General features: G+C 61.6%; 14 protein-coding genes and 1 tRNA gene. 2 read left to right on the forward strand and 13 right to left on the reverse strand.

Translation table 11 applies throughout. The features are described 5' to 3' along the window. Positions 1–84 precede the first annotated feature (84 nt). From pheS to H3V53_RS16755, 11 genes are all read right to left on the reverse strand, one after another. A complete protein-coding gene (gene pheS, locus H3V53_RS16705) occupies positions 85–1,098 on the reverse strand; it encodes a phenylalanine--tRNA ligase subunit alpha (RefSeq protein WP_336598875.1) in 1,014 nt (337 codons plus the stop codon). A gap of 159 nt (positions 1,099–1,257) precedes the next feature. Then, on the reverse strand, positions 1,258–1,617 hold the full coding sequence (gene rplT / locus H3V53_RS16710) for a 50S ribosomal protein L20 (RefSeq protein ID WP_004192938.1): 360 nt from the start codon (positions 1,615–1,617) through the stop codon (positions 1,258–1,260). Positions 1,618–1,646: 29 nt separating this feature from the next. Next, a complete protein-coding gene (rpmI, locus tag H3V53_RS16715; protein ID WP_004191477.1) occupies positions 1,647–1,844 on the reverse strand; it encodes a 50S ribosomal protein L35 in 198 nt (65 codons plus the stop codon). Positions 1,845–2,102: 258 nt separating this feature from the next. After that, complete coding sequence (infC, locus tag H3V53_RS16720; protein ID WP_336598911.1) at positions 2,103–2,627, reverse strand: translation initiation factor IF-3; 525 nt, start codon at positions 2,625–2,627, stop codon at positions 2,103–2,105. 49 nt (positions 2,628–2,676) lie between these two features. After that, a complete protein-coding gene (gene thrS, locus H3V53_RS16725) occupies positions 2,677–4,584 on the reverse strand; it encodes a threonine--tRNA ligase (protein ID WP_336598900.1) in 1,908 nt (635 codons plus the stop codon). Positions 4,585–4,861: 277 nt separating this feature from the next. Next, a tRNA-Val gene (locus tag H3V53_RS16730) sits at positions 4,862–4,938 on the reverse strand. A gap of 111 nt (positions 4,939–5,049) precedes the next feature. Continuing rightward, entirely contained in the window at positions 5,050–7,290 is a 2,241-nt protein-coding gene (locus tag H3V53_RS16735; RefSeq protein ID WP_336598901.1) for a RelA/SpoT family protein, read from the reverse strand. Positions 7,291–7,360: 70 nt separating this feature from the next. After that, positions 7,361–7,714, reverse strand: a complete 354-nt coding sequence (locus H3V53_RS16740) for a Rid family hydrolase (protein WP_054924889.1) — start codon at positions 7,712–7,714, stop codon at positions 7,361–7,363. A gap of 61 nt (positions 7,715–7,775) precedes the next feature. Continuing rightward, a complete protein-coding gene (locus H3V53_RS16745; protein WP_336598902.1) occupies positions 7,776–8,696 on the reverse strand; it encodes an alpha/beta fold hydrolase in 921 nt (306 codons plus the stop codon). 238 nt (positions 8,697–8,934) lie between these two features. Then, positions 8,935–9,576 (reverse strand): CoA transferase subunit B, encoded by a 642-nt coding sequence (locus H3V53_RS16750; RefSeq protein WP_336598903.1) that lies wholly within the window; start codon positions 9,574–9,576, stop codon positions 8,935–8,937. Positions 9,577–9,578: 2 nt separating this feature from the next. Next, on the reverse strand, positions 9,579–10,283 hold the full coding sequence (locus tag H3V53_RS16755) for a 3-oxoacid CoA-transferase subunit A (RefSeq protein WP_054924891.1): 705 nt from the start codon (positions 10,281–10,283) through the stop codon (positions 9,579–9,581). 331 nt (positions 10,284–10,614) lie between these two features. Here H3V53_RS16755 and H3V53_RS16760 point away from each other — a divergent pair, with 331 nt between their 5' ends. Then, positions 10,615–11,160: a PAS and helix-turn-helix domain-containing protein gene (locus H3V53_RS16760; RefSeq protein WP_336598904.1), complete on the forward strand. Its 546-nt coding sequence runs from the start codon at positions 10,615–10,617 to the stop codon at positions 11,158–11,160. Positions 11,161–11,205: 45 nt separating this feature from the next. On the opposite strand, the gene H3V53_RS16765 is transcribed toward H3V53_RS16760, so the two are convergent. Together H3V53_RS16765 and H3V53_RS16770 are read right to left on the reverse strand one after the other, a co-directional pair. After that, positions 11,206–11,634 carry an acyl-CoA thioesterase gene (locus tag H3V53_RS16765; RefSeq protein WP_336598905.1) on the reverse strand — a complete coding sequence of 143 codons (429 nt, stop codon included), beginning with the start codon at positions 11,632–11,634 and terminating at the stop codon, positions 11,206–11,208. A 200-nt stretch (positions 11,635–11,834) separates the two neighbouring features. Continuing rightward, entirely contained in the window at positions 11,835–12,611 is a 777-nt protein-coding gene (locus H3V53_RS16770) for an SDR family oxidoreductase (RefSeq protein WP_336598906.1), read from the reverse strand. A 187-nt stretch (positions 12,612–12,798) separates the two neighbouring features. Between H3V53_RS16770 and H3V53_RS16775 the strand changes: the two genes are divergently transcribed. Further along, a partial coding sequence (locus H3V53_RS16775) for an FAD-dependent oxidoreductase (RefSeq protein WP_336598912.1) occupies positions 12,799–12,947 on the forward strand: 149 nt, incomplete at its 3' end.

The raw sequence follows: 12,947 nt of genomic DNA on the forward strand, positions 1-12,947 counted from the left end.
ATTGCTGGCCGGAGGCGCTGTTTGCGGTGCGGCGCTCGTGTTGCCGAACGCCGGGCCGCTCTCGTCGCGTGCTATGACGCCGCGTCAGGCGAACTGGCGCAGGAAGCGCAGGTCGTTTTCAAAGAACAGACGCAGGTCCTGGACGCCGTAGCGCAGCATGGTCAGACGCTCCAGGCCGCTGCCGAATGCAAAGCCGATATAACGCTCGGGGTCGAGGCCCATGTTGCGGATCACCGCCGGGTGAACCTGGCCAGAGCCCGAAATTTCCAGCCATTTGCCCGCGTTCTTGCCTTGTTCGAACATCATGTCGATCTCGGCCGATGGCTCAGTGAACGGAAAGTACGACGGACGGAAGCGCACGAGAATATCGTCGCGCTCGAAGAATTTCTTGAGGAAGTCGGTGTAGACGCCCTTCAGGTCGGCAAAGCTGATGTTCTCGTCGATCCACAGGCCTTCGACCTGGTTGAACATCGGCGAATGCGTCGCATCGCTGTCCACGCGATACGTGCGGCCCGGCACGATCACCTTGATGGGCGGCGTGTTGGTACGGGCGTAGCGGACCTGCATCGGGCTTGTGTGCGTACGCAGCAGCAGCGGACGGCCTTCGGCATCCTTGCCGTCGACGTAGAACGTGTCCTGCATGGAACGCGCCGGATGGTTTTCCGGGCTGTTCAGCGACGTGAAGTTGTACCAGTCGGTTTCGATCTCGGGACCGTCGGCCACGTCGAAGCCTATCGTGCGGAAAATCTGCTCGACGCGCTCCCACGTGTGCATCACGGGGTGCAGGCTGCCTGTGCCCATCCCGCGGCCGGGCAGCGTGACGTCGATGGCTTCGGCGGCAAGGCGCTGGTTCAGGAGCGCGTCGGCCAGCGCCTGCCGGCGCGCCGTCAGCGCGGCTTCGACCTGCTGCTTGACGATGTTGATCCGCGCGCCTTCCGTCTTGCGCGTTTCGGGATCGAGCTTGCCCAGCCCTTTCAACAGTTCCGTCAATGCGCCCGACTTGCCGAGAAAACGTGCTTTCTCGTTTTCGAGCGTGGTGACGTCGGAGGCTTGTTCAAAGGCGCTTTTCGCGTCGGCGACAATCTGGTCCAGATCCATTGATCCCATCTTTTCAACGTCAGTATTCAATCGAAGTAAAACTGGCTCGACCAACAAAAAAGGGGCTCGGTGAGGAGCCCCGTTTTTGTTGCAGCGTCACCGGGACTACCGGACTGTTCGCTGCAACGAACCACGCAGTACTAGATGCAAGAAGCGCAATCAGGCTGCAACGGCGGCTTTCACCTGCTTGACGATCGCAGCAAAAGCAGCCTTGTCGAACACAGCCATGTCGGCCAGCACCTTGCGGTCGAGTTCGATCGACGCCTTCTTCAGGCCGTTGATGAACACGCTGTACGTCATGTCGTGCTGACGCACCGCCGCGTTGATACGCGTGATCCACAGTGCGCGGAACACACGCTTCTTGTTGCGGCGATCGCGGTAGGCGTATTGGCCAGCGCGCATGACCGCCTGCTTGGCGATGCGATAGACGTTATTGCGACGGCCGCGGTAACCCTTGGCCAGATTGATGATCTTCTTGTGGCGGGCCCGTGCGGTAACCCCACGTTTGACTCGAGGCATGTTTCGCTCCTATGAGTGTCGGTTAAGGGTTAGGCGAACGGCAGCATCGCGCGTACGGAGTTCAGATCGGAATCATGAACTGCCGTGGCGCCGCGCAGGTGACGCTTGTTCTTGGTGGTCTTCTTGGTAAGAATGTGGCGCTTGAAGGCTTGACCGCGCTTGACGGTACCGCCCGGACGAACCACGAAGCGCTTCGCAGCGCTCTTCTTGGTCTTCATCTTCGGCATGACAACTACTCCATTATTTGATGGACATGGGTGTGCGGTTGGCTCAGAAAGCCCTCATCCGCCCTTCGAAACCCACTCCACTTGGTATGCAGACGGCCTGCACTGCTGGCCACTGCTTTCTGGACAAGCGCCCGCCGTACAACATATGCGGGCGCCGATCCGAAACCTGCTGTGCGCACCCCGCTTCACGGCGGCGTGCAAAATCTAACCTTCCGACAACCGCGCTGCGCAACTTGCGCGTGCGCAACCGGCGTCTGCTTACTTCTTTTTCTTCGGCGCCAGCACCATGATCATCTGGCGGCCTTCCATCTTCGGCATTTGCTCGACCTGGCCGACTTCATCCAGGTCGGTGCGTAGACGTTCGAGCATACGCATGCCGATTTCCTGGTGCGCCATTTCGCGGCCGCGGAAACGCAACGTGATCTTCGTCTTGTCGCCATCTTCAAGGAAGCGGACGAGATTGCGCAGCTTGACGTTGTAGTCACCGTCATCCGTACCGGGCCGGAATTTGACTTCCTTGACCTGGATGACTTTCTGCTTGAGCTTGGCCTCGTGCTGCTTCTTCGCTTCCTGGTACTTGAACTTGCCGTAGTCCATCAGGCGGCAGACGGGCGGAACCGCTTGCGGCGCGATTTCCACCAGATCCACGTCCTGTTGTTCCGACAGGCGGAAAGCTTCAGGGAGTTTTACGATGCCGAGCGGTTCGTTGTTGACTCCGACCAGACGCACCTCGGGTGCAGTGATCTCACCGTTGATGCGATGCGCAGACTTATCAGTAGCGATGTTACGTTTCCTCTAAAAATTAAAAAAACGAGCCGCGCTGCCTGGTGGTTTAGTTGAACGTCTGCACGTCCTGGCGCAGACGCTCGCTGAAGGCATCGAGGGACATCACGCCCAGATCGACACCGCCACGGGCACGCACGGCTACCGTTTGTGCATCACGCTCCTTGTCGCCGACGACCAGCAAATACGGCACCTTCTCAAGCGTGTGCTCGCGTATTTTATAGCTAATCTTCTCATTGCGCAAATCGGCCTCCACTCTAACCCCTTGTTTTTGCAACGATTGGGCTAGGAATTGGGCGTATTCTGCCTGACTTTCGGCGATATTCATCACGACAACCTGCATCGGCGCGAGCCACGCGGGCATTGCACCAGCATGGTGCTCGATCAGAATTCCGAGAAAGCGCTCCATTGATCCGACGATTGCCCGGTGCAGCATGATGGGCCGGCGGCGGCTGTTGTCCTCCGACACATACTCGGCGCCGAGCCGCTCGGGTAGCACCATGTCGAGCTGCAGCGTGCCGCACTGCCACGAGCGGCCGAGCGCATCCTTGATGTGGTACTCGACCTTGGGGCCATAGAATGCGCCTTCGCCCGGCAGTTCTTCCCAGCTCACGCCGCACGCCGTCAGGGCGTCGCGCAGGCCTTGTTCGGCGCGATCCCAGGTTTCGTCCGTGCCGGCGCGCGCGTCCGGACGCAGCGACAGCTTGATCTCGACGTTGTCGAAGCCGAAGTCCTTATAGACGCTCATCGCCAGCGTGTTGAACGCGATCGATTCGCTGATGAACTGATCTTCCGTGCAGAAAATATGAGCATCGTCCTGGACGAAACCGCGCACGCGCATCAATCCATGCAGCGCGCCCGATGATTCATTGCGATGGCACGAGCCGAACTCGGCATAGCGCAGCGGCAAATCGCGGTACGAACGCAGGCCGTGGTTGAACACCTGTACGTGACCCGGGCAGTTCATCGGCTTGATGGCGTAGTCGCGCTTTTCCGACTCCGTCGTGAACATGTTTTCACGATAGTTTTGCCAGTGACCCGACGCCTCCCACAGCGAGCGGTCCATGATCATCGGCGTCTTGATTTCGAGGTAACCGGCCTCGTTCACGCGACGGCGCATGTATTGCTCGACCTGCTGCCACAACGTCCAGCCTCGCGGATGCCAGAACACCATGCCCGGCGACTCGTCCTGCATGTGAAACAGGTCGAGCTGCTTGCCGAGCTTGCGGTGATCGCGCTTTTCTGCCTCTTCGAGCATGTGCAGATACGCGTCCTGGTCTTCCTTCTTCGTCCAGGCCGTGCCGTAGATACGCTGCAACTGCTCGTTCTTCGAGTCGCCGCGCCAGTACGCGCCCGCGACCTTCATCAGCTTGAACACCTTCAGCTTGCCGGTGGACGGGACGTGCGGACCGCGGCAGAGATCCGTGAAACCGCCATGCGAGTACAGCTTGATCTCGTCGCTGGCGGGAATCGATTCGATGATCTCGGCCTTGTACTTCTCACCGATGCTCTTGAAATAGTCGACCGCTTCATCGCGCGAGACGACGCGGCGCGACACCGGCTCGTCCTTCTTCGCGAGCTCCTGCATGCGCTTTTCGATCTTCTCCAGATCTTCGGGCGTGAAAGGACGGCTGTACGAGAAGTCGTAGTAAAAGCCGTTGTCGATCACGGGCCCGATCGTCACCTGTGCCTCAGGGAACAGATCCTTCACCGCGTACGCGAGCAAGTGTGCCGTCGAATGGCGAATGATGTCGAGACCGTCGGCGTCCTTGTCGGTGACGATAGCGAGCGACACGTCACGATCGATCAGCGCGGACGTATCGACCAGCTCGCCGTCGATCTTGCCGCCAAGCGCGGCCTTCGCGAGACCAGGGCCGATCGACGCCGCCACCTCGGCGACGGTTACGGGATGTTCGTACTGTCGAACAGAACCATCGGGCAGTCGTATCGAAACCATTGCGTTCTCCGTCGTGCCGGCCGGCGGCACAGGCAACAAGACTCAAAAAATGCTGCAACAAAAAAAAATGCGGCCCCGCTTTCGAGGGGCCGCATTCACATTTCAAACTGCCACAAACAACAAGGGCGAAAGTGGTCCTCGACTAGCGTCGCTCCGAAACTGTTCCGGTCAACGTTCGCGGTGTCATAACCATGTTCGCTTTGTTCGCCATTTGCGCCGAAGCGCTCATTGCAACTTGCGTTTGCGAAACCTCGGCAAGCCGAGGTTTCAGATTCGTTGGTAGGCTCGATTGGACTCGAACCAACGACCCCCACCATGTCAAGGTGGTGCTCTAACCAGCTGAGCTACGAGCCTAGAGAAACGAGATTATATGGAGCGTAGAGAAAGTTGGCAAGCGTTTTTATGTGGTGACATGAAAATTGCGCTGCCCACATCCGCGACGGGTTCACGCGCGAATGCGCGACTTCATTTGCGCATTGCCCTGACGACGCCCGTGACTTCGCCCAGCATCGCGCACGCACGCTGGATCTGCGCGGCGCTCGACACCTCGACCGTGAACTGCATGAACGCCGCGTTACGCCGCGACTGCGTCTTCACGCCGATCACGTTCATCTTCTCGCGCGCGAACACTTCGGAGATGTCGCGCAACAGGCCCTGGCGGTCGGTGGCTTCGATCGACAGATCGACGGGATACACCGACTTTCCGCGCCCACTCATCACGTCCGCGGACCACGCGGTTTGCAGCACGCGCTCCGGCGCGCGTTCGGCCATGCGTAGAAACGTCGGGCAGTCGCTGCGATGAATCGACATGCCTTTGCCGCGCGTGACGAACCCGGCGATATCGTCGGGCGGCGCAGGGCGGCAGCAGCGCGCGAGCTGGGTCAGCAGCGCGTCGACGCCGACGACGAGCACACCCGTCGAGGCCCCATGTGCGACGCTCGAGCCACTGCTGCGCTTCTCGAAATGTTCCGGCGCCTCGACCACAGGCTCCGCCGGCGGCGCATCGTTCAACGCCTGCTCGACGAGCCTGAGGCTGAACTCTTCCTTGCCGATCACCGAGAACAGATCGTCGGGCGCCTTGAAGCCGAGCTTTGCCGCGAGCTGGTCGAGACTGACGGACGTCTTGCCTTCGCGCTGCAAGGTCTTTTCGACCATCGCCCGGCCCGCCGCGATGTTCTCCTGCACCTCGACCGCATTGAACCATGCACGCACCTTCTGCCGCGCGCGATTGCTTTGCAGATAGCCGAGCTGCGGATTGAGCCAGTCGCGAGACGGGCCGCCCTCTTTCACCGCGATGATCTCGACCGTCTGGCCATTTTGCAGCGGCGTGTTCAACGGCACCATAGCGCCGTCGACGCGCGCACCGCGGCACCGGTGACCCAGCTCGCTATGCAGGTGATAGGCGAAGTCGAGCGGCGTCGCGCCCTGCGGCAAAGGAATGACGCGAGCCTGCGGCGTGAGCGTGTAGATGTGGTCGTCGTCGAGCGTGGCCTGGCGCAACTGCTCCCACGGTTTCGCCGCGCCCTTCTCGCCGTGCTTGCCTTCGGACACATCGTCTTTCCACGCAAGCAGTTGCCGAAGCCACGCGATCTTCTCGTCGTACTTCTCGCTTGCGCTGAACTGGCCGCCGTAGCCGCGCGTGCCGGCTTCCTTGTACCGCCAGTGCGCGGCCACGCCGTACTCGGCGAACTGATGCATCTCCTGCGTGCGGATCTGCACTTCAAATGCGCGACCATCGTCGCCGATCACGACGGTATGCAGCGACTTGTAGCCGTTCGGCTTGGGCCGCGAGATGTAGTCGTCGAATTCCTTCGGCACCGGCTGCCACAGGTTGTGCACGATGCCTAGCACCGTGTAGCAATCCTTGATGTCCGGCACGATGACGCGAAACGCGCGCACGTCGTACAGCTCGGAGAAGTCGAGCTCCTTGCCGCGCATCTTGCGCCAGATGCTGTAGATATGCTTTGGCCGGCCGCTCACCTCGGCCTTGATGTGAGCGGCCGCCAGTTCCTGCTGAAGCCGGGCGATTGCCTCGGCCACATAGGTTTCGCGCTCGACGCGCTTCTCGTCCAGCAGCTTCGCGATGCGCTTGTAGGTCTGCGGCTCCTCGAAACGGAACGCGAGGTCTTCGAGTTCCCACTTCAGTTGCCAGATGCCGAGCCGGTTGGCGAGCGGCGCGTAAATATCCAGCGTCTCGCGCGCGACATCCGGCGACGGCGTGATCTTCGCGGCTGCGTAATAGCGCATGGACTGCAGCCGTGAAGCGAGACGGATCAGCACGACGCGAATGTCCTGCGCGAACGCGAGCAGCATCTTGCGCAGCGCTTCGACCTGCACGCGCCGCGCCGCCTGCGCATCGCGGCCCGCTTCCGGCATTGCGTTCTGCGCCGCACGCATGCTGACCGTGCCAAGACGCAGCAGCTTGCGCACATCGCCGACCAGTTGCGCAACCTCCTCGCCGAAATGGTCGGCGATGGTCTGCTCGGGGTTCTCAAGATGCGGCGTCAGTGAGAACAGCGCCGCCGCCAGCACCGCGGGCGGATCGACGTTCAGCGTGCGCATGATCGACGCCGTGCCTGCCGCGTGTTCGGCAAGCAGCTCGCCAGAGGACAGCCGTGCATCGGCCGCATGCTCACGCACGAACGCCAGCGCGTCGTCGAAGGACGGCGTCGGGTTCGGAGCGGTCGTGACGGTGTCGGTAGTCATCTTGCGGCGGCCCGCGGCGCGCGCGGGCTAGTCTCATGCAGAAGCGGATGCGTCAGGCGAAACGCGTTTATCAGCTCCGTTGCGCGGCCACGACAACGACTTCGACGAGGCACTTCGGATTGGCGAGCTTCGCTTCGACGGTAGCGCGAGGCGGCGTGTTGCCTTGCGCGACCCACTCGTCCCACACGGCGTTCATGCCGTTGAAGTGCACCATGTCCGAGATATAGATCTGCACCGACAGCAGATGTGCCTTGTCGCTGTTGACTTCGCCGAGCAGACGGTCGATGTGCCCAAGCACTTCGCGCGTCTGGCCGGCGATGTCCTGATCCGTGTCCTCGGCAATCTGACCGGCGAGATAGACCGTGCCGTTATGCACGGCGGTTTCCGAAAGACGCTTGCCGACGTGATGACGAATGACTGCCATGAGAATTCCTGTCCGTTGAGTATGAAAAAACGACACGGCGCGACGATGCGCCAACCTCATATTATGACGCGTCGGCGCGCTCCCCGAGAAAGAACCGCTTCGCGATTCCGATCTGATCGGCGGAAAGAAAGGCGGGTGCGTGGCCCACGCCGGAGATTTCGACGCTCGACACGTTGCGTCCCTTCTCGATCATCTTCGCGACGGTTTCACGCGACAAAAGATCCGACTGCTCGCCGCGCACCACGAGCACGGGTCCTTCGATGGCCGCGAACGATTGCCACAGGGCTGCTTCGCCGAATGCCGTCATTTCGGGCGTGATTTTCGTGAACGGCTCGGCGATGCGCGGATCGTAACGAAAGCGCCACGCGCCGTCGCGCTCGTGCACGAGCGGCGTGTTGATCTCGCGCCATTCGTCCGCCGACAACGGCCCGAACGACTGCGCCAGCAAGGCCGCGTGATCGATCGCTTCCTGCTGCGTGGCGAACGACACCGGCTGCCCCAGATAGCTGCCGATCCGCTCGATGGCAGCGGGCTCCACGTGAGGGCCGACATCGTTGACGATCATCTTGCGAATGGGCGAATCCTTGAGCCCGGCGAACGCCATGCCGATCAGCCCGCCCATCGACGTGCCGAACCAGTCCACCGTCTCCACGCCAAGCCGCGCGACGAGCGTGACCATGTCGCCGACGTACTGCGGCACGGCGTAGAAGCTGGGATTGGCAAGCCACGAAGACAAGCCCCGCCCAACCACATCCGGGCACACCACGCGATAGACCGTTGACAGTTGCGCCGCGAGCCGGTCGAAATCACGGCCCGAGCGCGTCAGTCCATGCACGCAGACCAGCACGCGCGGATTGTCGGGCGCGCCCCATTCCGTATAGGCGATGCGATGCAGACCCGCAGGGCTCGCGCATTGCACGTAGCGCTGGCGGGGCGTGATGGAATCGACTGCGGGCGAAGCGGCGACGGGCGTGGCGGTCATCAGGATTCCCTCGATCGACAGAAAGCGGCGTGCAAACGCGCGCCGGACACAATCGATTCTAAACTGCTTCGCTACGGCGTCTCATGGCCCAAACAGCATAGGCCAAAAGCACGAAGCACCAGCATGCGACACCCAAAGCGCGACAGCCCAAAAGCGACGATACAAAAGCAAAGCGGGCGCGACCTTCATCGCACCCGCTTCACAACGACCGTGTTCGACGCGAGGCCGAACGACGGGATCAGCTCACCGCGCTCGTATCGAGCGGGGCACCCGTCTTCGCCTTGATTTCGTCGACGCTGACGCCGTCGGCCAGCTCGACCAGCTTCAGACCGCCATCGACCACGTCGATCACGCCCAGATCCGTGATGATGCGATCGATCACGCCCACGCCCGTCAGCGGCAGCGTGCATTCTTCGAGGATCTTGTGCTGGTCGCCCTTCGCGACGTGCTCCATCAACACGACGACGCGCTTGACGCCCGCCACCAGATCCATCGCGCCGCCCATGCCTTTGATCATCTTGCCCGGGATCATCCAGTTCGCGAGATCGCCCTTCTTGCTGATCTGCATCGCACCGAGAATGGCGAGGTTGATGTGTCCGCCGCGAATCATCGCGAACGAGTCAGCGGACGAAAAGATCGACGAGCCGGGCAGTGTCGTCACCGTCTGCTTGCCGGCGTTGATCAGGTCGGCGTCCACTTCTTCTTCATACGGGGACGGTCCAATGCCGAGCAGGCCGTTTTCCGATTGCAGCCACACTTCCATGCCTGCGGGCACGTGGTTGGCGACGAGCGTCGGCAGACCGATGCCGAGGTTCACGTAGAAGCCGTCCTGCAGTTCCTGCGCCGCGCGCGCGGCCATCTGGTCACGATTCCAAGCCATGGTTACTCTCCTTTCGCGCGGACGATGCGTTGTTCGATACGTTTTTCCGGGTGGGCATTCAGCACGAGGCGTTGCACGAAGATGCCCGGCAGGTGAATGGCGTCCGGATCGAGTTCGCCCGTCTCGACGATCTCTTCCACTTCCGCGACCGTAATCTTGCCCGCCATCGCGCACATCGGGTTAAAGTTGCGAGCCGTGCGGCGGAAGATCAGGTTGCCCGACTTGTCAGCCTTCCACGCCTTGACGAGCGCGACGTCGGCCGTCAGCGAACGTTCGAGCACGTAGTGATTCTCGCCGAACTGACGCGTCTCTTTGCCTTCCGCGATGATCGTGCCGTAGCCCGTATTCGTGAAGAACGCCGGAATGCCCGCGCCGCCCGCACGCAGCTTCTCCGCGAGCGTGCCTTGCGGCGTGAATTCGAGTTCGAGTTCGCCCGACAGATACTGGCGCTCGAATTCCTTGTTCTCGCCGACATACGACGAGATCATTTTCTTGATCTGCCGCGTTTCCAGCAGCAGGCCAAGGCCGAACCCGTCGACACCTGCGTTGTTGCTGATGCAGGTGATGCCCTTCACGCCCGTGTCGCGCAGCGCCGCGATCAGCGCCTCGGGAATGCCGCACAATCCAAAGCCGCCGACGGCGAATGTCTGGCCGTCCTTGACGATGCCTTCGAGCGCGGACGCCGCGCTTGCGTAGACTTTATTCATCAGTGTGTCCCTTCCTTGACTGGATACCCGAAATTGGGATCGATGCGACGCCGTTTTTATGTCGACTGGCGCTGCGGGCATGGCCCGAAACGTCATTCTAGTCATCTGCGGCGAACGGTGGCGGGAAATGGACAACCGGCCAGGGCCCTGCTGTCTCATGCTCGCGAACGGCCTCGAAAAGCATTCAAAGCCGCGCACGATCTGCCGATGTCTCCCGTTTGGCGCGTCTGCGGCGCATCTCATGATCTGCCGAAAGGGTACGATGCCGCGGCGTTGCGGCACAATACGCAAAAATACATAAGTATTGGTACCGCATCCCTTCGCCGAACTCATGCCTGCTCTGGATTACCAAACCGCTTTTCATCTCGCGCCGATCGGTCTCGTGCTGTCGCGCGAACGGATCATCGAAGACTGCAACAAACAGCTCGCGGCCATCTTCGGCCGTACGCGCGAGTCGTTGCTGGGGCAATCGTTCGCGGTGCTGTACCCGTCACCGGACGAGTTCGAACGCATCGGCGAGCGCATTCCGCCCATCATGACGGCGCAAGGCAGCTACGCCGACGACCGCATCATGAAGCGCGCGAACGGCGAACTGTTCTGGTGCCATGTGACAGGACGCTCGCTCGACCGGTCGATGCCGCATGCGGCGGGCGTCTGGACTTTCGAGGACCTGAGCGCGACGCGTCGCGTTGCCGTCGAATTGACGCCGCGCGAGCGGGAAATCGCCGCGCAGCTGGTGACGGGGAAAACGAGCAAGCAGATCGGGCGGATTCTCGACATCAGCCCGCGCACGGTCGACGTGTATCGCGCGCGGCTGATGCGCAAATATGGCACGGGCAACGCGACTGAGCTGCTGCAGCGCCTGCTCGGAAATTGATGGTGTCGCGGCCGGCAGGAACGCAAGCGCGCTGCCGACGGACCATCAAGCCTTGACGAGCTGCGCGTGTTCGATCGTCGAGCGCAGCAGATCGGGAATCGGCACGGACTTGCCCGCCGCGTAGTCGATCCAGACACACTTGGCCGAACCGCGCGCGTAGAGGGTGTTGGGATCGTCGGCGCGGAACAGCTCGAAGCCCGTGTCGAAACTGCTGCGGCCCGGCGTGCCGACCGTCATGCGGCCGATCACGTCGCCCGGATAGTGCAGTTGCTTCAAAAACTCCATCGACGCATTGACGATCACGGGCCCCTCCCCTTCGCCGTTGCCACCGGCAATGCCGAGCTGTTCGAACCAGGAAATCCGCACCTGCTCCATGTAACGGAAATAGACCGTGTTGTTCACATGGCCGAACGCGTCCATGTCGCCCCAACGGATCGGCATCGACATTTCAAATACGGGGTGGTAATCGCTCATTGCACTTCTTCTACGGTTTGAATCGGGGAAAACTGAACGGCGCAGGACATCGCGGGCGTGTCCTGCGCAGCGGCTATCAGGTGTGCGCTTGGCGCAGCGCCCGCACGAGGTGAACGCTGCACGCCGCCGTCAATCATCGCGCGTTTCGGCTGTTTCTGCCGTGAAGCGCGCAAGCGTCTGTCGCGCCGACGCTCGCGCCGTTACGACAGGCCGAAACCGTCGTCGGCGGCGATCACCGAGCCGTTGATGAATTGGGATTCGTCGGCGGCCAGCAGCAGCAACAGGCCGTCGAGGTCTTCCGGCTTGCCGACGCGATGCCGCGGCAGCATCGAAACAAGCTTTTGCCCCTGATCCGTCGACCAGTGATGGTGATTGATCTCCGTATCGATGTAGCCCGGGCAGATTGCGTTGACGTTGATGCCGTGGCGCCCCCATTCCTGCGCCATTGCCTTCGTCATGTGGACGACGGCCGCCTTGCTCATCGAATAGAGCCCGATTTGCGGCAGCACGCGCAGGCCCGCCACCGACGCGATATTGATGATCCGGTACGGCGGCTTGTTCGCGCCGCCGCTGCGCATGATCATCCGTTTGGCCACTTCCTGCGCAACGAAAAACGCGCCGCGCGTGTTCGTATCGAACACGTATTCGAAGTCGGCGGGCGTCACGTCGGTCAGCTTTTGCGTCGTCGAGACGCCCGAATTGTTGACGAGGATATCGATCGTGCCCGCTTCCGTTTCGGCATGCGCGACGGCCGACTTGATGCTTTGATAATCGGTCACGTCGAGCGACACGACAGCCGCCGCGCCGCCCGACGCCTCGATCTCGGCGCGCAACTCTTTCAGGCGCTCGAGACGCCGGCTTGCCAGCACGACCTTGGCGCCCGCCTGCGACAACACCATCGCGAAGCGCTTGCCAAGCCCACTCGACGCGCCCGTAACCAGCGCTACCTTGCCTTCCAGATTGATCGAACGGCCCATTGTCGTTTTCCTTGGAACGTGGATGTGACGGGGTTTCGGGCCGGCGCGCTGCGCGGGCTCGGTGTCGACCCCAGGTCACAAAAATAGAACGATCGTGCTAATCTTGTCTCATTGTGTTGCAGCGTAGGGATCGTTCAATGACAATACGATCCCGAAAAAAGCCATTCTAACGGTAAGAGGAGCATCAATGACCCCCGCAAGTCTGATCGAGCAATACGGCCCGCGCGAGTCGATGGAGTATGACGTCGTGATCGTCGGCGGCGGTCCTGCAGGCCTGTCGGCGGCCATTCGCCTGAAGCAGCGCGCCGCGGAAAAAGGCGCCGAAATTGGCGTCTG

The organism is Paraburkholderia bengalensis, assembly GCF_037126505.1.
GTDB lineage: Bacteria > Pseudomonadota > Gammaproteobacteria > Burkholderiales > Burkholderiaceae > Paraburkholderia > Paraburkholderia bengalensis.

Excerpts from the sequence above, each read along its gene's own strand:
- pheS (WP_336598875.1), bottom strand. The coding sequence starts at position 1,098 with ATGGATCTGGACCAGATTGTCGCCGACGCGAAAAGCGCCTTTGAACAA.
- rplT (WP_004192938.1), bottom strand. The coding sequence starts at position 1,617 with ATGCCTCGAGTCAAACGTGGGGTTACCGCACGGGCCCGCCACAAGAAG.
- rpmI (WP_004191477.1), bottom strand. The coding sequence starts at position 1,844 with ATGCCGAAGATGAAGACCAAGAAGAGCGCTGCGAAGCGCTTCGTGGTT.
- thrS (WP_336598900.1), bottom strand. The coding sequence starts at position 4,584 with ATGGTTTCGATACGACTGCCCGATGGTTCTGTTCGACAGTACGAACAT.
- H3V53_RS16735 (WP_336598901.1), bottom strand. The coding sequence starts at position 7,290 with ATGACTACCGACACCGTCACGACCGCTCCGAACCCGACGCCGTCCTTC.
- H3V53_RS16740 (WP_054924889.1), bottom strand. The coding sequence starts at position 7,714 with ATGGCAGTCATTCGTCATCACGTCGGCAAGCGTCTTTCGGAAACCGCC.
- H3V53_RS16745 (WP_336598902.1), bottom strand. The coding sequence starts at position 8,696 with ATGACCGCCACGCCCGTCGCCGCTTCGCCCGCAGTCGATTCCATCACG.
- H3V53_RS16750 (WP_336598903.1), bottom strand. The coding sequence starts at position 9,576 with ATGGCTTGGAATCGTGACCAGATGGCCGCGCGCGCGGCGCAGGAACTG.
- H3V53_RS16755 (WP_054924891.1), bottom strand. The coding sequence starts at position 10,283 with ATGAATAAAGTCTACGCAAGCGCGGCGTCCGCGCTCGAAGGCATCGTC.
- H3V53_RS16760 (WP_336598904.1), top strand. The coding sequence starts at position 10,615 with ATGCCTGCTCTGGATTACCAAACCGCTTTTCATCTCGCGCCGATCGGT.
- H3V53_RS16765 (WP_336598905.1), bottom strand. The coding sequence starts at position 11,634 with ATGAGCGATTACCACCCCGTATTTGAAATGTCGATGCCGATCCGTTGG.
- H3V53_RS16770 (WP_336598906.1), bottom strand. The coding sequence starts at position 12,611 with ATGGGCCGTTCGATCAATCTGGAAGGCAAGGTAGCGCTGGTTACGGGC.